This window comes from Acinetobacter sp. 161(2023) (assembly GCF_037027805.1).
Classification (GTDB): Bacteria; Pseudomonadota; Gammaproteobacteria; order Pseudomonadales; family Moraxellaceae; genus Acinetobacter.
Map to the genome: position 1 here is coordinate 103,696 of NZ_JAZEYD010000008.1, position 25,483 is coordinate 129,178.

The 25,483-nt window shown below is 39.1% G+C and carries 25 protein-coding genes; 5 read left to right on the forward strand and 20 right to left on the reverse strand.

Annotation, left to right across the window (positions count from 1 at the left end; genetic code table 11):
* Nucleotides 1–20: 20 nt before the first annotated feature.
* From WA249_RS09545 to WA249_RS09580, 8 genes are read right to left on the reverse strand one after another with little or no spacing between them, the layout of a single operon-like run.
* Nucleotides 21–974, reverse strand: coding sequence for a PDR/VanB family oxidoreductase (locus tag WA249_RS09545; RefSeq protein WP_336168215.1), 954 nt, complete (start codon nt 972–974; stop codon nt 21–23).
* A gap of 34 nt (nt 975–1,008) precedes the next feature.
* Nucleotides 1,009–1,746, reverse strand: coding sequence for an SDR family NAD(P)-dependent oxidoreductase (locus WA249_RS09550; protein ID WP_336168217.1), 738 nt, complete (start codon nt 1,744–1,746; stop codon nt 1,009–1,011).
* A gap of 10 nt (nt 1,747–1,756) precedes the next feature.
* On the reverse strand, nt 1,757–2,242 hold the full coding sequence (locus WA249_RS09555; protein ID WP_322905216.1) for an aromatic-ring-hydroxylating dioxygenase subunit beta: 486 nt from the start codon (nt 2,240–2,242) through the stop codon (nt 1,757–1,759).
* Between the two features lie 10 nt (nt 2,243–2,252).
* Complete coding sequence (locus WA249_RS09560; RefSeq protein ID WP_336168222.1) at nt 2,253–3,530, reverse strand: aromatic ring-hydroxylating oxygenase subunit alpha; 1,278 nt, start codon at nt 3,528–3,530, stop codon at nt 2,253–2,255.
* Nucleotides 3,531–3,559: 29 nt separating this feature from the next.
* The gene (locus WA249_RS09565; RefSeq protein WP_336168224.1) at nt 3,560–4,093 is read right to left on the reverse strand and encodes a nuclear transport factor 2 family protein; all 534 of its coding nucleotides are present in this window, start codon (nt 4,091–4,093) and stop codon (nt 3,560–3,562) included.
* A gap of 4 nt (nt 4,094–4,097) precedes the next feature.
* Nucleotides 4,098–4,457 carry an IacB protein gene (locus tag WA249_RS09570; RefSeq protein WP_336168226.1) on the reverse strand — a complete coding sequence of 120 codons (360 nt, stop codon included), beginning with the start codon at nt 4,455–4,457 and terminating at the stop codon, nt 4,098–4,100.
* A 26-nt stretch (nt 4,458–4,483) separates the two neighbouring features.
* Nucleotides 4,484–5,632, reverse strand: a complete 1,149-nt coding sequence (locus WA249_RS09575) for an acyl-CoA dehydrogenase family protein (protein WP_336168404.1) — start codon at nt 5,630–5,632, stop codon at nt 4,484–4,486.
* Nucleotides 5,633–5,668: 36 nt separating this feature from the next.
* Nucleotides 5,669–6,778, reverse strand: coding sequence for an amidase (locus WA249_RS09580; protein ID WP_336168228.1), 1,110 nt, complete (start codon nt 6,776–6,778; stop codon nt 5,669–5,671).
* 148 nt (nt 6,779–6,926) lie between these two features.
* On the opposite strand from WA249_RS09580, the gene WA249_RS09585 reads away from it, so the two are divergent.
* The 3 genes from WA249_RS09585 to WA249_RS09595 all read left to right on the forward strand — a co-directional run bounded on the left by WA249_RS09585 (nt 6,927) and on the right by WA249_RS09595 (nt 10,524).
* Nucleotides 6,927–7,394, forward strand: a complete 468-nt coding sequence (locus WA249_RS09585) for a MarR family winged helix-turn-helix transcriptional regulator (RefSeq protein WP_336168230.1) — start codon at nt 6,927–6,929, stop codon at nt 7,392–7,394.
* Nucleotides 7,395–7,808: 414 nt separating this feature from the next.
* Nucleotides 7,809–9,158, forward strand: a complete 1,350-nt coding sequence (locus WA249_RS09590; RefSeq protein WP_336168233.1) for a spinster family MFS transporter — start codon at nt 7,809–7,811, stop codon at nt 9,156–9,158.
* Between the two features lie 109 nt (nt 9,159–9,267).
* A complete protein-coding gene (locus WA249_RS09595) occupies nt 9,268–10,524 on the forward strand; it encodes an OprD family outer membrane porin (RefSeq protein ID WP_336168235.1) in 1,257 nt (418 codons plus the stop codon).
* Nucleotides 10,525–10,559: 35 nt separating this feature from the next.
* Here WA249_RS09595 and WA249_RS09600 read toward each other — a convergent pair whose 3' ends face one another.
* Genes WA249_RS09600 through WA249_RS09615 form a run of 4 tightly spaced genes read right to left on the reverse strand, consistent with a single transcriptional unit; the run spans nt 10,560 to nt 14,397 of the window.
* Nucleotides 10,560–11,303, reverse strand: coding sequence for an SDR family oxidoreductase (locus WA249_RS09600; RefSeq protein WP_336168236.1), 744 nt, complete (start codon nt 11,301–11,303; stop codon nt 10,560–10,562).
* Between the two features lie 15 nt (nt 11,304–11,318).
* On the reverse strand, nt 11,319–12,017 hold the full coding sequence (locus tag WA249_RS09605) for a histidine phosphatase family protein (RefSeq protein WP_336168238.1): 699 nt from the start codon (nt 12,015–12,017) through the stop codon (nt 11,319–11,321).
* Nucleotides 12,014–13,135 (reverse strand): phosphotransferase family protein, encoded by a 1,122-nt coding sequence (locus tag WA249_RS09610; protein WP_336168240.1) that lies wholly within the window; start codon nt 13,133–13,135, stop codon nt 12,014–12,016. The genes WA249_RS09605 and WA249_RS09610 overlap by 4 nt, the downstream gene beginning before the upstream one ends.
* 17 nt (nt 13,136–13,152) lie before the next feature.
* Nucleotides 13,153–14,397, reverse strand: a complete 1,245-nt coding sequence (locus WA249_RS09615) for an acyl-CoA dehydrogenase family protein (protein WP_192453920.1) — start codon at nt 14,395–14,397, stop codon at nt 13,153–13,155.
* A gap of 88 nt (nt 14,398–14,485) precedes the next feature.
* Here WA249_RS09615 and WA249_RS09620 point away from each other — a divergent pair, with 88 nt between their 5' ends.
* Nucleotides 14,486–15,406 (forward strand): LysR family transcriptional regulator, encoded by a 921-nt coding sequence (locus WA249_RS09620; protein WP_336168244.1) that lies wholly within the window; start codon nt 14,486–14,488, stop codon nt 15,404–15,406.
* Between the two features lie 42 nt (nt 15,407–15,448).
* A complete protein-coding gene (gene pcaU / locus WA249_RS09625) occupies nt 15,449–16,261 on the forward strand; it encodes an IclR family transcriptional regulator PcaU (protein ID WP_336168246.1) in 813 nt (270 codons plus the stop codon).
* Nucleotides 16,262–16,314: 53 nt separating this feature from the next.
* Here pcaU and WA249_RS09630 read toward each other — a convergent pair whose 3' ends face one another.
* From WA249_RS09630 to aroD, 8 genes are all read right to left on the reverse strand, one after another.
* Nucleotides 16,315–17,181: an MBL fold metallo-hydrolase gene (locus WA249_RS09630; RefSeq protein WP_336168249.1), complete on the reverse strand. Its 867-nt coding sequence runs from the start codon at nt 17,179–17,181 to the stop codon at nt 16,315–16,317.
* A gap of 4 nt (nt 17,182–17,185) precedes the next feature.
* On the reverse strand, nt 17,186–17,599 hold the full coding sequence (locus WA249_RS09635; protein ID WP_336168251.1) for a DUF6691 family protein: 414 nt from the start codon (nt 17,597–17,599) through the stop codon (nt 17,186–17,188).
* 4 nt (nt 17,600–17,603) lie between these two features.
* Nucleotides 17,604–18,017: a YeeE/YedE family protein gene (locus tag WA249_RS09640; protein ID WP_336168253.1), complete on the reverse strand. Its 414-nt coding sequence runs from the start codon at nt 18,015–18,017 to the stop codon at nt 17,604–17,606.
* Between the two features lie 135 nt (nt 18,018–18,152).
* On the reverse strand, nt 18,153–18,611 hold the full coding sequence (locus tag WA249_RS09645; protein WP_336168406.1) for a DUF6438 domain-containing protein: 459 nt from the start codon (nt 18,609–18,611) through the stop codon (nt 18,153–18,155).
* A gap of 650 nt (nt 18,612–19,261) precedes the next feature.
* Entirely contained in the window at nt 19,262–21,691 is a 2,430-nt protein-coding gene (locus tag WA249_RS09650; RefSeq protein WP_336168255.1) for a glucose/quinate/shikimate family membrane-bound PQQ-dependent dehydrogenase, read from the reverse strand.
* Between the two features lie 81 nt (nt 21,692–21,772).
* Entirely contained in the window at nt 21,773–23,092 is a 1,320-nt protein-coding gene (locus tag WA249_RS09655; RefSeq protein WP_336168257.1) for a carbohydrate porin, read from the reverse strand.
* Nucleotides 23,093–23,161: 69 nt separating this feature from the next.
* Nucleotides 23,162–24,616, reverse strand: a complete 1,455-nt coding sequence (locus tag WA249_RS09660) for a right-handed parallel beta-helix repeat-containing protein (RefSeq protein WP_336168259.1) — start codon at nt 24,614–24,616, stop codon at nt 23,162–23,164.
* Nucleotides 24,617–24,635: 19 nt separating this feature from the next.
* Entirely contained in the window at nt 24,636–25,463 is an 828-nt protein-coding gene (gene aroD / locus WA249_RS09665; RefSeq protein WP_336168261.1) for a type I 3-dehydroquinate dehydratase, read from the reverse strand.
* Nucleotides 25,464–25,483 lie beyond the last annotated feature (20 nt).

The window sequence follows — 25,483 nt, forward strand, 5'->3', positions numbered from 1 at the left end:
CCATATAAATCGCGAGAGCATTAGATATCTAAAACTAGTCTCGGTGTTTTAGAGCGTGAACAGCACACCAATATTTGTTCATTGCTGGCTTTTTCTTCATCAGTAAAATAAACATCTCGATGATCAGGTTCACCTTCAATCACATCGCACATGCAGGTTCCGCATACGCCTTGCTCGCAAGACATTTCAATGTCGATGCCTTCTTTAGCCAAAGCCTGCAAAATGGTTTCGCCAGCTTCAACCATAATGATTTTTCCACTACGCTCAGCCACCACCTCAAATGAATCTCCAGAAGTGTCAGTTTCGACTTGGAAATATTCTTTGTGGATTTGCTGTTCAGGAAAATCGTGAATCGTGGCAAGGTTAATCACCCAGTCCATAAAACCGACTGGACCACACGTGTAAATATGGCTTTCCGAGTCAATATCTTTAATAGCAGATTCAAAAAACGCTCTGTGGCTTGCACCTTCGGATTTAAAATGGAAGGTTGTATATTTTGCTAACTCACCATTTTTAATTTCATCAACAAAAGCACAATTCTCAGCGCTAGCACCACAGTAGTGAAGCTCAAACGATTCGCCTTCGTGTGCAAGTTGATAGGCCATCGTGATTAACGGCGTAATCCCGATTCCACCGCCAATTAATACACTGTGTTTGGCTTTTAAAAGTGGAAATAAATTTTTTGGTTCACTGACCTGAATTTGCATGCCATCTTTAATTTCATCAAAAGCCGAGACTGAGCCACCACGTGATTCAGGGTCACGTAAAATTCCAAGGCGGAACTTACCTTCGTCATTTGGATTTTGACAAAGTGAATATTGACGCACCATCCCATTTGGTAAGTGCACATCAATATGCGCACCCGCTTCAACTTTTGGCAATGTTGCAGAAGTTGCAGATTCAAATTCCATGACTGCAATATTTCCACCTTCAACATGGCGATTTTTAACGACAACATCATAAAGTGTAGTCATGATTCAACTCCCTTTTCATGCTTAAGCTACGTGCTTAGCGCATGAATAAACCACCGTTAATATCCCATGTTGCACCAGTCACAAACCCCGCATTTTGACTCGCAAGCAGCCCACAAGTTTCAGCAATAAATTGCATGCTACCTAAGGCTTTAACTGGAATATTCTGGATGAACTGTTCTATTTTTTCGTCTGACACCACGCTATGAACGATTGGTGATTCCATCGGTCCCGGTGCAACCGCATTGACCGTCACCCCTTTTGCCGCAAACTCTTTGGCAAAAATTTTGGTTAACGTCACAATCGCACCTTTGGTTGCCGCATAGTGTGCACCCGTTGCAGTACCGCCATTTTGTCCTGCTAACGAGGCCATATTAATGATGCGTCCATAGCCTTTTTTAGCCATATATTGACCAATAATTTGACAAGCTTGAAAGGTGCCGCGTTGGTTAACTTGGGTCACCCAATCAAAATCGGCTGCAGTAATTTCTAATACGGGCGTTGCTTTGGTAACGGTGGCATTGTTAATTAATACATCAAGTTTAGAAAATTTCTCTTCAATCCATTGCACGGCAGCATGAAAATCTGCTTCGACAGAAATATCTAATTTCAAGGGAAACATATTTTGTGCATATTGACTTTGTGCCTTGGCATTTTCGGCTTTTTCAAGCGTACTCGCTGACAAAATCACTTGATGGCCTTGGCTCGCAAAATATTCAGCAATCACATTACCGAGTCCAGAAGCAGCACCTGTCACTAAAACAACTTGTTTCATGTTACTGCTCCTAAAGAATGTAGCTAATACCAGCTAAGGTATCGGTTGAGTTAACCAAGTTAATGATTTTACGGTTAATCTTAAAGCCTGTAGCCGCATCACGCGTTAAATGGTAAGTAATATCTGCGGTGTAATGCTTGAGGTTTTCTTTACGAAACTCACGTAAGTTTTGAGCACAGCGTAAAACGATTTGATTATCTTGGTCTTGAATAACACGTACACGAGAAACACTACGTACCGTATTTGCTTTAGGCGCTGTAGAAATCGCTTCACCATTTTCAAGACGCTCTACACGTAAAGTACGCATATGGTTATCGTCATAGGCATAATTTAAGTTGTTTTCGTAGTCAGTGAGGTTTGGGTCAATCGGAATAATATAGACACCTTTTTCATTCCATAAATTAAGCCATTCACGATACTCACTGTGGTCTAACATATCTGCTTCAGCCCAGATGAAAGCAGTGACTTCATTTAATAATTGCAGATTCATATTCATTGCTTTCTCCTTAAGCCTTCATCATCTTTTTCCACTGCTGATATGCTGCACGCATACCTGTTTCAGCACTGACATCACTTTTTAAGCCATCTTCGGTTTTGACTTCGCCCGGTAAGCCACGGTTGAGCATGATCCATAAATCATTACCCGCATTGGCGCCGTGTTGTACGCGTTCCCAAGCTTCAGAGTCATCTGGTGTACCAAAACCAAATGGGCCTTGGAAATGTTCATGCAAACGTAAGCGATATTGGTTAGCAACTTGCGGACCACCATCCATCGTAATCACCGAGTGATGAATTTCTGTTTCAGCAACTGAAATTGGCTGTAAGACGCGGAAGAACGCCATTGAACATGCAATATTCGGGAATAAATTTAAGTTAAAGCCTGAACCACCGACTGCACGAACAATACGGCGTACTTCTAATTCTTCATGTCCTTCGTCGCGCAAAGCTTGAGCCAAATCTTCAAAACGCTCTTGAATTGGTCGCTCCATTAAGTCTTCTTCTAAATCAACTAGATCAGGAATCATGACCATCACACTGTGACCATTACCTAAATCTTCAACAAAACCCGGCTGGTTTTCAAAGTTAAAGAGTTCTTCTGTTTTTTCATCGACAGAACTTAAGAATGACTTGTGTACCAACGGAAAGTGATAGGCATCGGTTGTATTTTCAAGCTGGATTTTCCAGTTACCTGGGAAACGGAAACGGTGTTCACCTAACACTTTAATTGGATAACCTGCACCTTGTTTCATAAACAGGTCAATCCATTTTTTTGCAGGTCCAAGGAACTCTTCAAGCGGTTGAATATCTTCTTTAAATGAAGCGAAGATCATGCCGTTATATTCTTCTACACGTAGACTCACCAGCGGTAATTCAGACTTATCTAAGCAATCACCGTAACTTTCCGGAGATGGCACACCACGTAAACTGCCATCAAGTGCATAACTCCAACCGTGGTAAGGACATACAAAACTATTGGTTTTTCCTTTTTTATGTTCGCATACGGTTGCGGCACGGTGACGGCAACGGTTTAAAAGTACATGGACTTTCTTTTTACGGTCACGCACTGCAACAACAGGCTGTTTACCGATATTAATGGTTTTATAGCTTCCACCTTCTGGAATTTCACTCGCATGTGCAACCCACACCCAAGTGCTATAAAAGATTTTTTCCATTTCTTGATCAAAAATGCGTTCATCTTTATAAAGAGAAGTATGGGCACGGTCACTTTGAACCAAAGTATCGTAATCAGTGCCAATGTTATGCGTCGGGATAATACTGTTCATATCAATAGTCCTTTTAAATATGTCCTGGGTCATTCCTGGGAAGGTACCGGCAATTCGGCTTCACTGTGCCAATGCGATACGGGACGACTGAAAATATTCTGTGTCTGGAAATGTTTAATCTTCCATGTTCCATCTGCTTGCTTTTGAAACTTCACGTTGAGCTTTGCTGCATTTAAATGACTACGGCCATCTTTAAACGTTGAAGTTTGCAACATAAGCCATAAAGCATTTGCATCATTTTGATTTACATCAATTTGTTCTGAATTTACAAAGTGCGCATTCATGACAAAGTGAGACTCTTTTTGGGTATAGCTTTTAAACATGTCGTAAATCGACTGCCAAGAATCATAACGGCCAAAGGATTTGGCATATTTCTCGCCAATGCCTTCCCAAATACAGTCCTGATCAAAAAGATTCATCAACTCGTCAAGATCTGTATTTGCATTGAGCTCGTCGCAGATCTCCATATAACGGTTCAGGCAGTTACGAATAGCGTTGTGCGCTTCTAACTGTTCTAGTCGCTCTATGATTTCTGCAAAATTCACTTTGTCATTCATTGCCATCGCCTTAACGTTGGATAATTAATTCACGCCCAACACGAGCTTCAACTTTGCAATATTTCCAAAGCTTGTATGGGCCTTCACCCACCACGATTGTTCTAAACAAATTACAAGCTGCATGTACTGTTTCAATATCTGGAACATCTGCAAGCAAGTAAGTTGTCCAAGGCCAGCCCGCACTTGGGCCAACCATGCTTTGGTCATCATCAAGATTTCCAAAAACATGTACGCTCGGTAAGTCATGAATGCCATTCCACATTTCACCAAAGGCTGCCCAAACTGCTTTTGCTTCAGCAGGTTCTGCATCAAAAAAATTCTGATTAATACCCATGCAGAACAACACACGTAATGATTTTTTAGCTTCCATTTCAATATCCTTTTAAAAAATTAAACTTATAAATAACCTGGGGTTGGCTTTAACCCGAAACTGATTGAGCCTGCATTTTGTAAAGTCGCATCGCCCATAAAGGCATGTTGGGTCACCACGTTGGTATCATTTACAAAACGGCTAAATGGATTGTTGGTATAGATCGCTGTCATGCCTGCGAGCATTTGCATTTTTCGGCTCACTTTGGCGCAAACTCGCGCTGCATGGGTACATGCCAAACGCATATCGCTAATTTGTTCAGCAGTTGCTTCACGTCCAGCAATAATTTCATTCCAGACAATATCCATGGTTTGATAAAACCAAGACTTTGCAGCCTGAAACTCTGCATCAGCTTGAGCAAACTCATATTGAGTCACTGGGCGGTTGGCAATTTCTGACCCACCTGTAATGGATGCTTTACCGGGTGCCAATTTTTCAAATTCCTCTAAAGCAGCAGCTGCAACACCAATACCCACCACAGTTAAGACTTGGGTCGCTAAAGAGAGTGACGGATATTTAAAAAATGGCTCACTCAGTTTTGAAGGTTCGCCACGTACAAAGGTCCATTTCTTTTCGACCAATACATCTTCGACTACCAAATCATGGCTTCCAGTACCTTTGAGGCCAACGGTGTCCCATGTCATTTCGATTTTGGCTTTTTTTGCAGGCATCACTGCCATGCGTGGCAAGCCTTGCATTTCATTATTTTTAAGCGGCGAAATCCCCACGCCAACAATGTCTGCTCCCATACAGCCGCTTGAAAATTTCCAACGTCCACGAACTACGACACCGTCGTCAGTAATTTCGGCAGGTTGAGGTGGAAAAATACCTCCGGCAAACACCACATCTGGTCCGTTTTGATACAACTCTTTAAGTGTTTCTTCTGGCAAACTTCCTAAGTACGCTGGGCTCATACCAAAACTTGCCACCCAACCCACTGAACCATCAGCTTTAGATAAAGTTTCGATCAACTCGCAAAACTGCCGTGGCGACCGTTCTTCACCACCAAAACGTTTAGGAACTAATGCCCGGTAAACACCAATCTGTTTAAGTTTTTCGATAATGTCTTGGCTCACATACGCCTGATTATCGAATTCGCCTGTACAGGCACGCTCACGAATTTCTTGACACAAAGCATCTAAGTCAATTGCTTTGTCTTGAGAAGCAAACTCCATTTTAGATAACTTATTCATCATCTAACTCCTTGTAATTTATTGCATTGCATCAACACAAAATTTAGCTATAGCGCATAATTGCTCATCTTTTTGATGCTTCGATACGATCTGTAAACCCACAGGTAAACCTTCACTGGTTTCAAGTGGCACTGAAATGGCGGGATGTCCTGATAAATTAAATGGACGAACTAAAGCCGTCAGATTCAGAAAAGCGACTGTATTTTCAGCTTCAGCAACTTTTGGTGGAATTTGCGGAAGTGTCGGTAAGATCAATGCATCATATTTTTCTAATAAAGCATCAAGTTCTTGAGTTAGCTGCTGCTTCACAACTTCGGCTTGTTTTACTTGCTCTAAGGTAGTTTCAGCAGCTTTTAACAGGCGATTATTTACATCAGGACCAATTAAACCCGTTTTGGTTAACTCACCAAAAGCTTGCCAGTTTTCATAATTAATAATCTGCATGCCTGCGTCATAAGCCGCTTCAAAATGTTCAACTTTTTCTGAAGTGGTCTGTAAATTCGCTTTTTGAAGCGCTTGATGAATGCAATTCCAAATAACCTCATCTGCTTTTACATCTAAAACAGTAAGTTTTGGTGCTTGAGTACATTCGGCAGGCTTAAAACTTGGGTCAATAATTTGCATGGCTTTTTCAATCATCTCGACTGAATTTGCAAAAGGGCCCACGCAGTCTAAAGAACTTGATGGCGGATATACGCCTTTTCTGCTCACGCGACCGAAAGTTGGCTTTAAACCAAAAACTCCGCAGCACGCAGCAGGCATACGGATAGAGCCGCCCGTGTCGGTGCCTAGAGTAAAGTCAGCTTGTTTAGCAGCAACTGCCGCAGCCGAACCACTCGAAGAGCCGCCTGGAATAAATTCAGGATATTTTGGATTAACAGGTGTACCAAAAGCATGGTTAATGCCTGTAATTCCAAAAGCCAATTCGTGCAAATTTGTTTTCGCAATAATTTCACAGTCAGCTTTTAAAATGTTTTTAACCACTTCAGCATCATCTTGAGCCGGTTCAACATTTAATAAAGCTCGACTACCAGCAATGGTTTTCAGACCTTGAATATCAATTGTGTCCTTCACCATGACCTTAAGCTTGCCACTTCCTTTGCGCACGCTTTGGCTAATAATATTCATTCACTTTTCCATGTATTTTTATCTATTCATTAAAATATCGGAAAATTTAATGGAATTGTCAAGTATTTTTTATAATTTGTTCTCAAGGAAATGTGCAAAATTTTGTTTATAATAGGATTACCCTTTTTTCCTAAGTTATTGCTTAGCTATGCTTGATCATTTAGAACAATTTCTTCCTAATAAAGAACCATCGAGTATTCAAAATTTTCCTTTTTTTTGGATTTCCCAAGTCAATGGGAAATACTCACAACTCATTGAAAAATCAATAAAAAAACTAGGTATTGATAATACTCGCCGTAAAATCATTTTAAGTACTAATGCACTGGGTGAAGCCAGTATTACCGATATCGCTAATCTTTCTACTTTAAAGTTAACGACAGCAACCAAAGCTGTATATCGATTGGTAGAAGATGGAATTGTTGAGGTCTACTCCTCTACCACCGATGAACGAATTTCGATGGTGAAATTAACTCCCAAAGGTGTCGAGCTGGTTGAACAGATTAATCAAATTAGTGTAGTTACCTTGGCAGGCATCCTAAATGCCTTTTCAGAAGATGAGCTCCATAATTTAAATCATCAGTTAAAAAAATTATTTGATCTCATGCCATTAAGTTAATTATTTGACTTGATATCGGGTTAGATACGCTCAAGAGCAGCATGTAAGAGTTCTTCTTTTCCCGCTGCTCTTTATCAAAAGAAGTTTCAATCTTAAAAAATAAATAAAAATCAGTTTCTTAATCCAATAAATTATTACTATCTGTTTACTTAACATACTTTTTAGGTATTCTAACATACTCAATAAGTAATGGAATTTTACATATAAAAAGAAAATAATAATTCCATGATATTTAGAATCCCATTAACTCCTAATCGGGTTTAGACACACTCTTCCGGTCTGTACGAGACCAAATTACTCATTTCTAGCCTATTTATTATTCTTATCTAAAAGGGGAAATATCGAAAACTTCAGAGGAATAATAAAAGTTAGATATCAATTTCTTTAAGCGTTTTATACATAAGGATTAAGTGTATGAACCAAAGTAATATCGCTGTTGAAAGGACACAAAAGAAAAGCAATGCTTATGCATGGTATGTCGTCACACTTTGTATGTTGGCATATATATTTTCATTTATTGACCGCCAAATTCTGGCGTTGATGATTGAACCCATCAAAGCAGATCTCCAACTTTCAGATACACAATTTAGCTTGTTACATGGCCTTGCCTTCTCACTGTTTTATGCAGTTATGGGTTTACCCTTAGCCTATATTGCCGATCGTTTTTCACGACCAAAACTGATTTCAATCGGGATTATTGTTTGGAGTTTAGCAACCGCAACTTGTGGTTTAAGTAAAAACTTTATTCAACTGTTCTTGAGCCGTATGTCCGTAGGTGTTGGTGAAGCTGCGTTATCTCCAGCCGCTTATTCAATGTTTAGTGACATGTTTAGTAAAGACAAACTGGGACGTGCGGTCGGGATTTATTCAATTGGTGCTTTTTTAGGTGGTGGTATTGCCTTTTTAGTTGGCGGTTATGTGATTAACTTGCTTAAAGGCGTAACGCTCATTGAAGTTCCACTCTTAGGTGCACTTAAAGCATGGCAAATTGCTTTTTTTGTAGTAGGTTTACCGGGCATTATTATTGGTCTGCTATTTATTCTGACCGTTAAAGACCCTGCACGTAAAGGTCAACAGCTCAACCAAAATGGACAAGTTGACCAAGTCAAATTTTCACAATGCCTTCAGTTTATTAAAAAACATGCAAAAACATTTGCTTGTCATTATTTAGGTTTTACCTTTTATGCCATGGCACTCTACAGCCTTACCAGTTGGACACCTGCATTTTATATTCGAAAGTTTCAACTTGCGCCGACTGAGACAGGTTATATGCTCGGTACGATTCTGTTAATTGCAAACACATTAGGCGTGTTTTGTGCAGGTTGGTTAAACGATTGGTTTATCAAAAAAGGCCGTCAAGATGCACCGATGATTACGGGTGTCATTGGTATTGTTGGCTTGATTATTCCAATTTCATTTTTTACTCAAACAGATCAGCTTTGGTTGTCGGTTAGCTTATTAATTCCTGCGATGTTCTTTGCGTCTTTCCCTCTGGTAATTTCGGCAACTGCCTTACAAATGTTAGCGCCAAATCAATTTAGAGCACGGCTTTCAGCTCTTTTCCTTTTAGTTAGTAACTTAATTGGATTAGGTATTGGTACAACCTTAGTAGCAATTATCACAGATAAAGTTTTTGGTAGTCCTTTAATGGTGGGTTCTTCTTTATCTATTGTCGGTGGATTCTCTTGTGTGCTGGCTTTAATTCTGCTTTTTAAAGGCTGCAAATTTTTTAGTGAAAGTATGAAGCTTGAAAAATTAAATTAATAGGTCTCACCAATTGCAAAAATGTACTCTCTAACTAAACGCTTAGAGAGTGCCGAAATATTCAAAATTACGTAGTGCCGAGGACTGGCATATATCTGGGAAATGGATTATGGAATTATTTCACCGCTTTAAACCACACACTTTAGCCGTTGCCACTTTATTACTTATGTGCAGCAACTCATGGGCCGCAAATCCAAATCAGCAAACTGAAGATGAATGGAAATTCACTTTAAAAAATGCTTATATCAACCGCGATTTTGATAACGATGCCTTAAAAGATACTGGCAGTTGGTCTCAGGCAGCATCGCTATTTTATAAATCGAAAATGCATGACACCCCATTAGTAATAGCAGACAAGCCTATTACGATTGGAGCCGATGCATCTGTTCAATACGCCGTTCGCTTAAGTTCAGACAAACATGTCGCCGACACCATTTTGCCTTTTAATAAAGAAACGCAATCTCAAGCATCCGACTATCTAAAATACGGCGCGACATTAAAGTTAGGTTATGACAAAACTTTATTAAGTGTCGGTGAACTTTGGTTAGATTTACCTGTAACGGCTGTAGATGCTAGTCGTCAGTTACTTACTTCGTATTGGGGAACTAATCTTAAGTCACAACTTTCAGATCAGCTGTATGCCGAAATTGGTCGGGTTGAAAAAGTATCACCACGTAATGAAGAAGACTTTAAAAAGTTTTCTTTCACTGCAAATGGAATCACTAAAGAATCTGATGGTTTGAACTACATTGACTTGCGCTATCAATTTACGCCGTCACTCAAAGGTGAATATTACTTTGGTAATTTAGAAAACCTCTACAACAAACACTATATTGGGCTTGAGCATAATTGGAAACAGCCTAACTTTGCCCTCACCTCTAAGTTTAAATACTTCAATGCAAAAGATGATGGCAATACTTTTGATATTGATGCGCAGAACATTGGATTACTTGAAACACTTAAAGTAAAAAATCATACCTTCGGCTTGGGTTACCAACAAATTATTGGTGAATCGGCTTACCCGCTACCAGATGGCTTCTTACCAGAAACTTATTTTATTAACTGGAATGCTACGGGCTTCTTTAAAGAAGATGAAAAGTCTTACCACGTCATGTATGGCTACGACTTTAAAGATTATGTACCCGGCTTAAATGCGATGGTGAAATATGTTTATGGCCATGACTTTAAAGCAGCCAATGGTGAAAAGAACCATGAAACTGAGTCGAATGTGATTTTAAATTATGCGTTTCAGCAGCCATTCTTAAAAGGTGTTGCCCTGCAATATATTCGTATTGATTACAACGTAAAACATGGCAATGACTTTGGTGAAGATCGTTTATTCGTCAATTACACCAAAAAGTTTTAATTAAAAAATACCCCCTAAATTTAGGGGGTATTTTTTTATCCTAATTTATTGACCAATCTCAAAGGTAAAACCTTCATGGCAATACTCATTGGTAACCATGGCCACTGCGGCACATAAGCCTTTACAGGTTGTTTTTCGATAGCTTTGACTAAAGCCTTACATCCTGTTTTGGCATCTACCTCAAAAGGTAAATGTTTAGCACCCTCATTCATTTCGGTACGGATGTACCCTGGGAAAATGGTTGAGACTTTAATTGGCGTATCCAGTAACTCAGCACGAATACCTTCAGCCAAGTGAGCAACCCCAGCTTTACTGGCTGCATAGGTCGATAAATGTTTTGGTAATCCGCGCATCGCACTCATGGATGACATTACCACCAAATGACCTGCGTTTTGTGCTCTAAAAATTTCAACTGCTACTTCACACTGTGCTAAAGCAGAAATAAAGTTGGTTTCAGCGGTGGCTTTGTTAATTTCAAAATTACCTTTACCAATACGACGACCATTTCCGACTCCCGCATTTACAATAATTCGGTCTAAATAGCCAAACTCTTGTTTAAAGGCGCGAAATACTTCAAAAACCTGATCGTAATGAGTAACATCCAAACTTTTTGCAATAACTTTAATACCGTACTGATTTTCAAGTTCAGTTTTTAAAGTTTCTAATCTGTCTAAACGGCGTGCACAAATCGCTAAGTTATAGCCTTTGGCTGCAAATTCATGCGCCATACCTGCGCCCAATCCAGAACTTGCACCTGTAATTAAAATTGTCTTTGCCATGCTTTTATCCTTATTTTAAATCCATGTCAGTAAATCTGGACGCTCAGCTTTTATAAAATGATGTTCATTTAAACTTAAAACCTGAGCTTCATTTCCAACCAAACGCAAAGTCGTGAGGCTTGTATTAGTAATTGCCCAATTCAACGCAAAAGTTCGATTAGGACTGAGTTCAAGCAATTTTCCAATTGCTACAGAAATCACACCACCAGAGGTAAAAATAATTGCATAGCGAGGTTTGGTTTTTGCTAACTCATCACAAAGTTGCTGCAATGCTGTTTCTACTCTTTCTTTAAAGTGTGGCCAAGACTCATCATATTCATGATGAAAATCGCCATCGGTCCATCGTCCAATTGCACCTTCAAATATTTTGGCAAGATATGCACGTGGGTTCTGTTCTTGTGCTACGTCAGCTTTTAACAGTTCAGGCTGTTCAAAACGCGGTTCATAACGGGCAAAAACCTGTTGATGATTAAACTCATTCCATAAATTTTTATGATGAATCACCGCATCTGGAAAGCATTCAGTGAGTGCGAGCTTTGCAGTTTGTTCGTGGCGCTGCATAGTTCCAGCAACCACATACGGTTGTTCTTTCAATATTTGCTTAAAATAACGACCTAACAAAGTCGCCTGAGCCTCACCATTTTCAGACAGCTCATCATAGTTACTTTTACCAAACGATGCCTGTCCATGTCGTACCAGATAAATTGTGGTCATCTTCTTAAAATACCCTGTATTTTCTGTAGAGATTGTTGAGCAAATTCAGATTCTTGCAATTTTTGCTGTGCGATAAGTTTTAAAGCTCGGATATGTAGCGCATGAATCACTATCCAGAAATCTTTAAAAGCAGGGTTTCGGGTTTGTTTATGGTAATAACGGTAATAGATTTGCTGGGCAATCACTGCTAAACGGAATACACCAAACACTTCATAAAAAGCCCAGTTTTGAGGTTCTAATCCTGTTTTTTGCAAATAATAGTCAATGACTTCTTTACGAGAAAACATTCCCTTTAAGTGAGTCGGCTGACGGCGTGTTGATCTAAAAATCATGTTATCCGTTAGCTCAACCCAATAAGCTAAAGCACTACCCAAATCCATTAGTGGATCACCCAAGGTCGCCATTTCCCAATCGAGCACGCCAATCACTTCTGTTGGATGCTCTGGATCTAAAATCACATTATCAAAACGCCAATCATTGTGAATAATACAAGTGGTGGAGTCTTGAGGGATATTATCATTTAGCCATTTTCGGACATATTTAAATGAAGGAACATTGATTGTGCGGACTTTTTCATAGCGTTTATCCCAACCTTCAACTTGTCTACGGCAATATCCTGTTCCTTTGCCTAGTTCAGCTAAAGGCGTGTTCTCATAGGGAACTTGATGTAGCTCAATCAACTTATCAATAACATTCACACAAAGTTGATGAACATTTTCTTCATTAAAGCCAAGTTCAGGCGGCAATTTTGCACGAGGAATAATGCCTTCAATGCGTTCCATGACATAAAAATCACAGCCAATGACCAATTCATCCTGACAAAGTGCCACCATTTTAGGAAGCACTGGATAATAAGGCGCAAGATTTTTTTGCACCATATATTCACGGGCCATATCGTGGGCCGATTTCGCTTTTGTTCCTTTTGGGGGACGTCGTAAAATTAAATCGGTATTTTCATATTTTAAACGATAAGTCCAATTCGACGCCCCACCTGTATATTGAGTAACGACTGCTAGACCAATCAACTCAACACCTTGGTTTTTTAACCAGTTTTCAACTGCCCCAATATTAAGTTCTTCACCTTCACGTACTTCACCGCCTATATCAATTACCGACATCTTCACTTCCTTTAAACTTATACTTTCTTATGACGACCGAAATAACCACGTTTGGCCAACTCTAATTTGGCAATCATGCCTTTATGTACTTCATCTGGACCATCAGCTAAACGTAAACTGCGTGCTTGAGCAAAGAAACCCGTTAATGGTGTATCTCTCGAAAGGCCCGCACCGCCATGTAGCTGAATCGCCATGTCGACTACTTTTTCTAAAACACTCGGAGCCACTACTTTAATTGCAGATATTTCTGTTAAAGCAGCCATATTTCCTAAAGTATCCATTTTATAAGCAGCATACAAGGTTAAAAGTCTGGCTTGATCTATGGCTACTCGAGCATCGGCTACGCGTTCGAGGTTTCCACCGAGTTTTAAAATTTCTTTACCAAACGCAGTTCTAGACATGCCTCTATCAATCATAAGTTCTAGAGCTTTTTCTGCAGCTCCAATACAGCGCATGCAATGGTGAATACGTCCTGGCCCTAAGCGCCCTTGTGCAATTTCAAAACCTTGGCCCGCTCCACCAATAAAGTTTTCAAGAGGCACTCGAACATTATTAAAGTGAACCTCACCGTGTCCATGCGGTGCATCGTAGTCACCAAACACAGGTAACATCCGTTGAATCTCGACACCTGCCGTATCAATCGGTACTAAAACCATAGAGTGTTGATGATGGCGGTCTTTGGTTTCATCTGGTGTATGTGCCATAAAAATAATGACTTTAGCATTTGGATCACCTAAGCCAGACGACCACCACTTTTTGCCATTTAAAACAATTTCATTACCATCGATGAGTGCAGTTGCTTGCATATTGGTTGCATCGCTTGATGCAACATCAGGTTCAGTCATGCAAAAAACCGAACGAATTTTTCCGTCTAATAAAGGCTGTAACCATTGTTGTTTTTGCTGTTCACTGCCATAGCGCCATAACAATTCCATATTTCCTGTATCTGGTGCATTACAGTTAAAAACGGTTGGTGCCAATAAGCTACGGCCAGTTAATTCAGCTATGTGTGCATATTCTTGAACAGTTAACCCTGCACCCAGCTTTTCATCGGGTAAAAACATATTCCAAAGACCAGCTTGCTTTGCTTTAGATTTCAAAGTTTCTAAAAGCTCAGGCCATTGCCATTTTTTCCAGTTTCCATCTGGATTTAACTCGTGAACTTCTTCCCAAAATTTTGCTTCGACAGGTTCTATTTCTTCTAAAATAAATTTTCTTGTTCGCTCAGTAAAATCCTGAGCTTTCTTGGAGAGTTCAAACATTCTTTTTCCTTTACATCATTATCTGGTCTTTACATCAACATAACTTGAAACTTAATATGAATGAAATGATTTTATTAAATAACACCTCATGAATAATATTCATAACTTGCATGGCCTAGACTTAAGTTTTTTCCACCGAATTGATATCAATTTATATCCGCTATTTATTGCGATTTATGAGCAAAAAAGTATTTCAAATGCGGCAAGCAGTCTCAATATTACACAGTCAGCAGCAAGTCATGCTTTACAACGACTACGCCAACAACTTGAAGATGATGTATTCATACGTGTAGGCAATAAAATGTCTGCAACGCCCTTTGCAGAACAGATTTATCCAACTGTTAAGCAAGCACTTTTAACGATTCAAAATATTAGTCAACAGAAACATGTTTTTGATCCAACCAGTTTAAAAAGCTTAAAAATCGCCGTGCATGATGAGATTGAACCGATTATTCTTCCAAGGCTTGCTCAACATTTTCAAAGTCTTAATTTAGATTTGCAGTTTGTCAGTATGAAGCTAGATCGAAAACATATTATGGCGGACTTGGCGACGCAGCAGCTCGATTTCGTGATTGACCTAGAACAATACTTATCTCCAAAAATTACCTTTGATCATTTGGTAACAGATGAGTTCGTCATTTGCAGTCAACTTAAAGAAGTCGATTTATCTCGTTATATTAATGGACGACACATTGGTGTTTCATCACGCCGTACGGGCGCTTTGCTTGAAGATATTTATTTAAACCAGCATCAAAAAATTTCAAGAAATGTATTTATGCGCTGTCAAAACTACTCAACGGCGTTACAAGTTCTGGCGGCTCAGGCCAACGCAATACTGACCATGCCTCGTATGATTTTGCAGCATTTATCTTATAGTCCTGAAATTTGCTTACATTCTCTGCCTTTTGAGATAACCAATATTAAAATGGGTATGTTTTGGCACGAAGATTTAAGGGATAATTTAAGACATCAATTTTTGCGAAATGAAATTATTAAACTTTTTCAATAAAGCAAATTGATCTACTAAGCTTCTATCGTACAAGGACCAGTAATGAGTAAAGATGAACGGATAATCCAGAATCAGGACAACAAAAAAACGATTCGTCATGAAGATTACATTGCTGGCATCGGTAAAGGCATGGCTATTCTAGATAGCTTTAGCAGTAATCAACATCGTTTAAATATTTCTATGGCGGCTGAAAAAACCGGGCTCACCCGAGCGGCAGCAAGACGTCATTTATTAACTTTAGAATATTTAGGTTATCTTGAGTCAGATGGCCACTATTACTATCTAACTCCCAAAGTTCTTAAATTTTCAGGAGCTTATTTGGGCGCAGCTCAGCTTCCAAAAGTATCGCAGCTTTTATTAAACCTATTAACTAACCAAACCTCTCTTATTTATTCGGTCATGGTACTTGACGGTTATGAAGCCATTACCATTGCACGTAGTGCGGCACACCAACAAACTGACCGTGTAAATCCATACGGCCTACACTTGGGTAATCGTTTACCTGCTCATGCGACCTCGGCGGGTAAAATTTTACTGGCGCATTTAAGTCAAGAAGAACAATTGGACTGGCTTCAAAAATACCCGCTACAGCGTTTAACCAAATATACGCATATTGAAAACGATAAATTTTTAGAGTTGCTACAAGAGATTCGAGAACAAGACTGGTGTTATTCACGTGAAGAACACGAATTAGGCGTTCACGCACTCGCCGTACCGATTTATGGACAAGACTTTAAAGTTGTTGCAGCCTTAAATATTGTTTCTCCCACCATGAAAACAACTAAAGAATATTTAATTCAACACATTCTGCCATTATTGCAAGAGACTTCGCGGGATTTAAGACAAGTTCTTTAAATCTTCCTTAGGCTATTTCCATGAGGTAATTTCATTATTTGCTTAGGCTATTTCTAGAAGTAGTTGAAAGGAATTTTCAAATACCGGATGCCATTCGATTCTGGTTCCGGAAAGTTTCCACCGTTCATATTAATTTGAATTGAAGGCAAAATTAATTTTGGCATTGCCAAAGTTGCATCTCGTTCTTGGCGCATTTTTATGAATGAGTCTTTGGAAACGCGTCGATTTAAATGAATATTACTTTGCTTTTGGGTTTTAATATCTGTTTGACAGACATATTCATCACGACCTTCGGGCTTATAGTCATGGCATAAAAACATGCGCATGTTGTCAGGAAGTGTATAAAGCTTTTGTACCGAATCATAAAGTGCAGCCGCACTTCCTTTAGGAAAATCGCATCTGGCCGAACCATAATCAGGCATAAATAAAGTATCACCTACAAAAACAGCATCGGCAATCACATAACTTAAGCAAGCGGGTGTATGCCCTGGTGTAGGAATGTTATAGGCTTCTACATCCCCTATTTTGAAATGTTCATGATCTTCGAATAAATAATCAAACGGTTGATTTTCATTGAATTTCTTAAAATCAAAATTATAAATAGCGGAAAATGTTTCTTGTACCACTGAAATTTTTTTACTAATGGCAATTGTGCCACCCAATTTAGATTTTAAATATTGGGCAGCAGTCATATGGTCTGCATGTACGTGGGTTTCTACAATCCATTGCACTTTGAAGTTTTGAGCTAAAACATAATCGATAATCAAATCAGCATTGGTTGTTTTCGTAGTCGCTGAAGCTGCATCGTAGTCAAGTACACTGTCAATAATGGCACATTGACGAGTCGCTAAATCCGCAACAACATAACTAAAAGTATTAGTATTTTCATCAAAAAAATCTTTTACTAGAGGTCGTTGCATAGGTTTAATTTCCTTTATTTAAAACTCGGTAAATAAACATTCCTAATAACATTGCCACAATAAAATAGAGTGCTTCAAAATGTCCTAATCCAATAAGTGTTAAAGCAGGAGCTGGACATATCCCCGCTATTCCCCAGCCTATACCAAAAATAAACGCACCAACAATTAACCTTTGGTCAATCTGTGTATTCATTGGTAATTGAATTTGTTCATTAAAAAGAGTTTTAGGTCTTTTTATAGCCCGTTGAAATGGAATAAATGCCACAGCAATCGCACCTAACATTACAAACATTAAGCTGATATCCCACTGACCAAAGATATCTAAAAAACCTAATACCTTTTCAGGATTAGACATACCAGAGATCATTAAACCCAATGAAAACAAGCTACCAAATATAAAAGCAAAGATATTTTTCATTGGATTACCCCAACACATGACGAATGATATAAACCGTTAACATGCCAGCAAACATAAAAACTGCTGTCGCTATCATTGAGCGTTTTGATAGCCTACTCATGCCACAAATGCCATGGCCACTTGTACAACCTGATCCTAGCCGTGTTCCAAAGCCAACAAGTACGCCAGCTAAAATAAGTGCAAATGTATTGGCTTTAATTTCAATTTGAGGCTGATAAAAGTAACCATATATGAAAGGTGTAATCACGAGTCCTGCAATGAACCAGAATGCAGAACTTTTAAAAGTATCTTTAGTAGGATTTATAACTTGAGCAAGTAATCCACTAATTCCGGCTATACGACCATTTATATATAAATATCCAACTGTTGCGATGCCGAGTAATAAACCACCCAAAAAGGCATAGACAATATTTGACATATAACCACTCTTAACAATATATGTTTTTATAATCTGTATTATACGCTGATTCTTTTAGAAATACTTAAAACCAAACTCTCACGTATATAATTCTTCTTAACAAGAAAAAGCCCCAAGAGTTTGGGGCTTCTATCATTAAATTAGATCTTTAATGCCTAATTGTTCAGGCAGTTTTTCCATAACTTTATTCAATCTATTATTTGCAGGAGAGATACAACCTGTGTAATGGCTTAATTTTGTTTCTGTACCATTTGGTTTAATCCAAGTAATGTAGTAGCTAGACATATCAGTTGCCGTCTGCTGACAACCCGCAGTTTTAGATTGTGTACCTGTTTCAGGACGATAAGCTTTTAGATCATCTGCAAGTTTTTTATAATCTTTTACGCTACCTTGAATTTCTTTAACACCGATAGCTTTAGTGTATTGCTTGCCTTCAAAACGAATTAAACCCGTAGGTGTTACTTCTACAGAATAGATTGGGCATGCGCCAAAGCATGGACTAGAAGCATAACGAATAGTTTCTTGTGTATTCGGTGCTTGCTGAACAGATGCACAACCCATCAAAGCTAAACCAGATAAAGTTGCAAGAACCAAAAATCTCATCGTATCACCTATTATTATCAAGTGGCTTTAATTTAACAAATCATACAGTTCTTGTCATTAAAGACTATTTTTTGTGATTGTTTTCATTAATTCATACAGCTTATTGCTTAGGCTATTTTATAATAATTAAATATTATGATCTAAAGCGCATAAAAAAAGGCCCATCTTGCGATGAGCCTTAAGCCAATAAAAGCTTAAATTCCTGAAATACAAATTATTACTGGGTAGTAATAACCTGCGATGACCATTCTAACGTAATGCTATAAATTATATAAATATAATATAAATATATATTTACGCTTGTTTTTCCAGCAAAAAAAAGCTGTTTTTTAGAATTTAGAGGTCAATAATGTTTATTTTTAATTAAAATTCACAATCTTAAGTTAAATAAAACTTAATAAACAAATAAGATTTAGTTATAGGTAAAACATTGTGAAAAAATATCTACGAGTTCGGCTACATCTAGTGTTCAAGCATTATCAATCTTAGGAATATTTTAGGTTTTGCAATAAGTTAAAGCACTTTTTTACTATTTGGTAAAGCTATCTAGTTAAAATAATAGGATTTACTACCAGACTTTAATACAAAAAATATATTAAAATTAAAGGCAAAAGAGAATTGCTCCCTTTTGCCTTATTTAATTATTTTTCTAAGCTATAAGCGACTACATAATCACCATGATCAGGTGACTGGCGAGCTCCGCCTGCAGTAACAACCACATATTGTTTACCTGTTTTCGGTGAAACATAGCTTATTGGAGTTCCTTGGCTACCTACTGGCATGCGTGATTTCCACAGTTCTTTACCTGTAGATGAATCAAATGCACGTAAGTAGTAGTCCTGTGTTGCTGCAAAGAAAACCAAACCACCTTGTGTAGCCATTGGTCCACCAATAGTTGGCATACCAATCGGTGCTTTTAGGCCCATCTTGATACCCATAGGTCCTGTATCTTCAACCGTACCCAGTGGTACTTGCCATGCGACTTGACGAGTTTTCATGTCAATTGCAGTCATAGTACCAAATGGTGGTTTCTGACAAGGAATACTTAGAGCAGACATAAAGCGGTTTTTATTCACTTTATATGGCGTACCTTTCATTGGTACAGCACCCATACCTGTATTTACTTTTTCACCCCCACTCGCCTGAATCTTAATATCTTCAGGTGTTTGCTCCATTAATTGAACCCATAAACCAAGGCGCATATCGTTGACGAACATATAGCGATGAGTCGGATCAAATGCAATACTACCCCAGTTCATGCCACCTAAAGAACCTGGGAAGCTTAATGAAACATCAGTACCCGGTGCAGTAAATAGACCTTCGTAACGCATTGACTTAAAGTTAATACGACACATGAGCTGATCAAACGGCGTTGCACCCCACATATCTGATTCAGTTAAAGTCTGATTACCAATTTGAGGCATTTCAACAGAACGTGGTTGAGTTGCACTGTATTGCTCACCCGGAATATTTGCAGCTTTAACGGGCTGTTCAATCACTTTAGTTAGTGGTTTACCGGTTACACGGTCAAGTACAAAGAATTGTCCAGATTTGGTTCCAATCACAACAGCTGGTTTAGTCGTACCATCTTTTAATGGGAAGTCGACTAGACTTGGTTGCATTGGTAAATCAAAGTCCCATAAATCATTATGAACAGTTTGATATACCCACTTCTCTTTACCTGTTGTTGCATCAAGTGCTAAAACAGAAGTATTGTATTTATGATCTAACGGATTACGATTACCACCCCAAATGTCGACAGATGAACTACCCATAGGTAAGAACACCGTATTCATTTGCGGGTCATATGACATTGCAGCCCAAGAGTTTGCCGAACTACGTTTATAAGTTTCACCCGGTTTTAGAACATAGTTAGGATCTGGATTACGCGCGTCAAATGCCCAGCGAAGTTTACCAGTAATGACGTCATAACCACGAATAACACCACCCGGCATATCTGCGGCTACGTTATCGGCAATACGACTCCCCACCACAATAGTTGTTCCAGCAATAGTCGGTGCAGAAGTCACTTCAAACCGTGGTGCTTTCGTTCCAGCCCCAAGACCTTCTAACAAATCTACTGTTCCATTTACACCAAAATCAGCACAGCGCTGACCGTTATCTGCATTCACTGCAATTAAACGACCATCAGGTGTATTGGTATATAAACGGCGCGGACATGCCGTATTTGCTGCAACTGTGGTTACTGCATTTGCACCAGCCAAAGTTGGTTGTACAAGTGGCTTGGTCGAATCAAAATATGCAACCCCACGGCAACGTTCCCAAGCATCGGCTTTAGAGTTCACTTCAGCTTTCCAGAGTTGTTTACCCGAGTCAGCATCTATCGCAAAAATGTTGTTATGTGGTGTACATAAAAAAACTTTATTTCCAACTTGTAGCGGGGTCATTTGGTCTTCAGCACCATTACCACTACCTGTTGTAAAATCGCCTGTTCTAAAACGCCAAGCTTCTTTTAGTTTATGAACGTTATCTCGGTTAATTTGATCGAGAGCAACAAAGCGACTACCACCTGCATCATTTCCATAATTTTCCCAATTCACCTGTTTTTTAGCAGGGTCAACTGGTACTAAAGGTAGCTTTTCACCTGAACTTGCTACTGTTGGATGCGGTTGGAACATTTGATAGAACGCAATCAACATACCGATTACAACTAATCCACCCACTGCATAGGATGAAGATGCCAAACCGCTTTGGAATTGGTAACGTCGAATTGAAGGCAAGGTAAATAACAATGCGGCAAAAAGACCAGCAGGAAACATTAACCGCGAGAATAACGGCCAAAATTCCCATCCTGCATCAACAAATGACCAAATGACTGTGCCAACAAAAACAGCCGCAAAAATCCAGACACCAAGTGCCTTTTTACGAAAAATACTAAATGCAGAAATGGTGATCAACAGTCCTGCGACTAGGAAATACCAAGATCCACCTAATGAAACTAGCTTGCCACCGCCTACGATGTAAAAAACACCAGTAGCCAATAAAACTAGGCCTAATAAAAAACACCATATTTTGAATAAGATATGAAACTTAGAATCTGACTCAGACATAGATGCTACTCCACATATACTGAACACAATAGTTCAAGCATTTGGGCCAGTTAAACTATGTCTAACCAGCCATCAACATTGTTAAAAATTGACTTTAACGCTTAAGCCCGCCACCCAAGCATCATCGACCGCTTTTACACCAGCAGGTTGATGGATATATTGAATGTTTGGACGTAACATAACGGCCGGAGACCATTGATAGGTATAATTCAATTCAACATTTAGCTCATCGTCTTGAATTGGAATATAGTCAGATGCAATCGCATCATAGCTATAATATCCACGACTTTCGTTTGTTGCGATTTGCTTATCTTTAGCGCGATCATTGACGACATAATTGGCAATACCAAAACCAATCGAATCATTTGGACGGCTATCAAATGGCCCTTTATACCAAAGAGCAAGTTGTTGGGTACTTTGAACAAAGGTCGTCGCCTTATCATTTACAACACCGTTCAAGCTTACGTATAAACCACGTTTAGGGTCTTCACCTTTATGGGTAAGTTGTTGCTGAGCATTAACCCAGAAACTTTGTTTTCCATCATGAACTTTACCCGCGGTTTTAATATCATTCGCTTCTGCGGTTGAGTACAGCGCACCGACTTTATATTCACCCGGTAAACCATTAAAAGCAGCAAGTTTTGGTTTCCATGCGAGCTCAACCGGTATAGTTGCACCCTTCACGTTGTTCATATCCAGATTAAAACCATCACTATTTGATTCGGTTTTAATGTTGTCTGGATTTACCTCATAAACACCGACACCCAAAGTCCACTCAGGCACAAACTGATATTTAACGTTTGCAGCCCAAACACCAACTGGTGAGTTGTACCAAATTGAACCAATTGATTTTCCTAGCTGCCCACCGCAAAGCAATAAGTTCTGAAACTCACATTGAGAACCATTAAAGTCTTCTGACATGCCCATACGGCCAACTTTGACCTGTACGGTATTATCAACAAAGCCTTTCTTTACCCATGCTTGAGACAGACGCCAGATTTTACCGCGGCCATAAATCTCTTGAGCATTACCTAATTGGCTAGAACGAGGGTCTTTAATACGCTCCAAAGTAAGCGCATTCCCGTCACGTTTAGTCACGACTAAACTGGCTGTTGTATCTTTCCACCCAGCAATCTTTTCTAAATCGAAGTTTGCACCTAAAGAAAGCTGCGCGGCATTTTCAAAAGTATTGTTGTCGTTGTAACCACCATCTAAATTTGTGGCACTTTGGCTCATAATAGAAGCTGTAAATTTATAGCCTTGTTGCTCTAGCTGCTGGCGTTCACCATTCCAGTCGCCTAGCAACCATTGACGGTCTTGTGACCAAGGCTCATTAGCAAGCGCAAATTGACTGCCCAATACTGCGATTGTTAACACACTCAGTTTCATTATATTTGGCATTTCAAGTCCCTTTTATCATTTCTATATTTCTATGCTGCGCCTCGGTTTGAGGCGCTTCCCTTATTGTTATTATTTAGTTTGTACGGCCGAACTAAGTTCAGACGTCGCTCCAAAACGATCAGTTACATTCGCTGTAATTGAAGCAACTTTGAGAGTTGGCTTCCAATTCGCTTTTGCATTGCCTTCAGCATCTGTGGCAACGGTAACCGCTCCTAAATATTGCTCAGCTTCTTTTGATGCCGCATTTTGATTTCCAAAGAACTCAACTTGATAGCGTTGGTTTGGTAAACCATTAATTTCTACAGCAACTGAACCTTTATTACCGGTTAACTTAGGCGCTTTAATGCCCTGATTCGGCTGAGCATTACAGTTTTGTTGATTTGGTTGAGTACATGTTTTTTGTTGCTTAGATGGATCAACAACTACACCGCCACCACGAGAACCGACAAAACCTTCATGCTCAAGTGCAGGTACACCAAATACAATTGCACCTAAACGCTGATTTGGTGCACATGAACCACCAGCTTCACAGCGCTTAATATCTTTACCATTGTCCCAAATCAGGTTTTTAGTCAATGTAATTTTTGCGTTTGCATCTTTTTCCGAACGAATAGCAACACCAATACGGTTGCCATGCACTCTATTGCTATCAAGAATGTTGCCATCACCTGTCATGTTAAAACCAATCGAGTTATTGGTCATTTCGTTGTAGGCAATATAGTTACGCTTGCCCCAGTTAATCTGTAAGCCATCCGAGTAGTTTTCGAATTTATTACCGACTACGGCATTGTCATTACCCCACAAAATTTCAATACCTTGTGATGGTTCTGGGTTTGCTTTCGTTGAAACAAAATGGTTATTTGCAATTAAGTTAAACGCAGCGCCACGTGTCAGTTCTAAACCATCACCATTGTCTTGGAAGATATTGTCTAAAACTTTGTTGTTATTGGTCGTTGTTGCAGTTGGGTTACCTTGCCCATCATCACCAGTAAGCATGACACCTGCACCACCGTAGTTATTACTAATACGGTTATGTTGAATAAGATTATTGCTTGAACGGTTAACCAAAACACCAATACAGAAACGATGAATGTCTAAACCTTTTAAAGTGACATTGTTGACGTCACGTAGTACTAAGCCCGGTAAAGTCATGGTACGGACATTTGTTCCATACTGTTCAGGGTTTGCACCTGGGCAAGCTTTTGCACCTTCGCCTTTAATATAATTTGATCCATCAATTGCGATGTATTCACCAGTTTTATCCCACTGGGTACCAATGATTTTGACAGGTGCTTTAATTTCAGGAAGTGCGCTATTTAATTTAATCGCATAAGGTGCTTTGCCTACAGCCTGAATCAAGATCTCGCTCGCTTCGCTTGAATTTACATTGGCTTGTTCAATTGCCCAGCGTAAAGAGCCTTTGTTGCTATCATCCTGATAACGGTCAACAACATAAGTTTGTGCCGCAGCAATTCCTGAAACCATCAAACCTAATGCAAGAGTAGTTAAACGTAATGTATTCATTTCATCATATCCTTATGATTTATGGGTTTGTTGGCTGAACGGTTTTTAAAATCTGTTTGAGCTTAGTCACATCAATTTGACCCGGTGCTGACGCCTCACCAATCATGCCAAAGCTATAACTTCCACCCATATTGGCAGTCGCAACACGAGAAATCGTACCAAGTTGTCCCATCGACATCGTTAACAATGGTTTAGTGGTTTGCTGACTTACTTTTAAAGTTGCGTTCATTAAAGTGAAAACGTCTTGTTTAGATTTTGGCATTACGGCAATTTTTAGAATATCTGCCCCCATTTGATCTTGTTTTAACAGGCGTTTTTCAATTTCGTCTTGGCTTGGTGTTTTTTGGAAGTCATGATTAGACATCACAATCAACACTTTCTTTTGATGTGCTTTTTGAACAATTTCTGAAACTACTTTTTGATCACGGAACATTTCAACATCTAACCAATCCATGAACGGATTTTTTAAATAAGCCTGATAAGTCTTACCATAATCCACATCGCTAATTTCAAGCTGACCACCTTCGTTTTTGGTACGAATTGTGGCAATCATTGGTTTATTGCCTAATATCTTTTTCAATTCATGCCCCAAAGCAATCACTTGTTTTGTATCACTCGCAAAACTGAGTAAATCGATACGGAATTCTGCTAAATCAGCATCTGCTGTATTTGCAATCACTTGTGCTTGCGCTAAAGCTTGTTCTTTGGTTTTTGCTGTAATTGGAACAATTGTTTTAACTGCTGTAGTCGCAGGTTGTGTTTGAGTAGCTAAAGCAACAGGTTCAGCATTTACCTGTGCTGTAAAAAATGGGAGTGCAAGCAAACTTAAGCTTAATAATGTTTTCATTTTCATCTCTTTCATACCAT

What these genes read in the sequence shown, in the direction of transcription:
- WA249_RS09545 (WP_336168215.1), bottom strand. Translation starts at nt 974, where the DNA reads ATGACTACACTTTATGATGTTGTCGTTAAAAATCGCCATGTTGAAGGT.
- WA249_RS09550 (WP_336168217.1), bottom strand. Translation starts at nt 1,746, where the DNA reads ATGAAACAAGTTGTTTTAGTGACAGGTGCTGCTTCTGGACTCGGTAAT.
- WA249_RS09555 (WP_322905216.1), bottom strand. Translation starts at nt 2,242, where the DNA reads ATGAATATGAATCTGCAATTATTAAATGAAGTCACTGCTTTCATCTGG.
- WA249_RS09560 (WP_336168222.1), bottom strand. Translation starts at nt 3,530, where the DNA reads ATGAACAGTATTATCCCGACGCATAACATTGGCACTGATTACGATACT.
- WA249_RS09565 (WP_336168224.1), bottom strand. Translation starts at nt 4,093, where the DNA reads ATGGCAATGAATGACAAAGTGAATTTTGCAGAAATCATAGAGCGACTA.
- WA249_RS09570 (WP_336168226.1), bottom strand. Translation starts at nt 4,457, where the DNA reads ATGGAAGCTAAAAAATCATTACGTGTGTTGTTCTGCATGGGTATTAAT.
- WA249_RS09575 (WP_336168404.1), bottom strand. Translation starts at nt 5,632, where the DNA reads ATGGAGTTTGCTTCTCAAGACAAAGCAATTGACTTAGATGCTTTGTGT.
- WA249_RS09580 (WP_336168228.1), bottom strand. Translation starts at nt 6,778, where the DNA reads ATGAATATTATTAGCCAAAGCGTGCGCAAAGGAAGTGGCAAGCTTAAG.
- WA249_RS09585 (WP_336168230.1), top strand. Translation starts at nt 6,927, where the DNA reads ATGCTTGATCATTTAGAACAATTTCTTCCTAATAAAGAACCATCGAGT.
- WA249_RS09590 (WP_336168233.1), top strand. Translation starts at nt 7,809, where the DNA reads ATGAACCAAAGTAATATCGCTGTTGAAAGGACACAAAAGAAAAGCAAT.
- WA249_RS09595 (WP_336168235.1), top strand. Translation starts at nt 9,268, where the DNA reads ATGGAATTATTTCACCGCTTTAAACCACACACTTTAGCCGTTGCCACT.
- WA249_RS09600 (WP_336168236.1), bottom strand. Translation starts at nt 11,303, where the DNA reads ATGGCAAAGACAATTTTAATTACAGGTGCAAGTTCTGGATTGGGCGCA.
- WA249_RS09605 (WP_336168238.1), bottom strand. Translation starts at nt 12,017, where the DNA reads ATGACCACAATTTATCTGGTACGACATGGACAGGCATCGTTTGGTAAA.
- WA249_RS09610 (WP_336168240.1), bottom strand. Translation starts at nt 13,135, where the DNA reads ATGTCGGTAATTGATATAGGCGGTGAAGTACGTGAAGGTGAAGAACTT.
- WA249_RS09615 (WP_192453920.1), bottom strand. Translation starts at nt 14,397, where the DNA reads ATGTTTGAACTCTCCAAGAAAGCTCAGGATTTTACTGAGCGAACAAGA.
- WA249_RS09620 (WP_336168244.1), top strand. Translation starts at nt 14,486, where the DNA reads ATGAATAATATTCATAACTTGCATGGCCTAGACTTAAGTTTTTTCCAC.
- pcaU (WP_336168246.1), top strand. Translation starts at nt 15,449, where the DNA reads ATGAGTAAAGATGAACGGATAATCCAGAATCAGGACAACAAAAAAACG.
- WA249_RS09630 (WP_336168249.1), bottom strand. Translation starts at nt 17,181, where the DNA reads ATGCAACGACCTCTAGTAAAAGATTTTTTTGATGAAAATACTAATACT.
- WA249_RS09635 (WP_336168251.1), bottom strand. Translation starts at nt 17,599, where the DNA reads ATGAAAAATATCTTTGCTTTTATATTTGGTAGCTTGTTTTCATTGGGT.
- WA249_RS09640 (WP_336168253.1), bottom strand. Translation starts at nt 18,017, where the DNA reads ATGTCAAATATTGTCTATGCCTTTTTGGGTGGTTTATTACTCGGCATC.
- WA249_RS09650 (WP_336168255.1), bottom strand. Translation starts at nt 21,691, where the DNA reads ATGTCTGAGTCAGATTCTAAGTTTCATATCTTATTCAAAATATGGTGT.
- WA249_RS09655 (WP_336168257.1), bottom strand. Translation starts at nt 23,092, where the DNA reads ATGCCAAATATAATGAAACTGAGTGTGTTAACAATCGCAGTATTGGGC.
- WA249_RS09660 (WP_336168259.1), bottom strand. Translation starts at nt 24,616, where the DNA reads ATGAATACATTACGTTTAACTACTCTTGCATTAGGTTTGATGGTTTCA.
- aroD (WP_336168261.1), bottom strand. Translation starts at nt 25,463, where the DNA reads ATGAAAACATTATTAAGCTTAAGTTTGCTTGCACTCCCATTTTTTACA.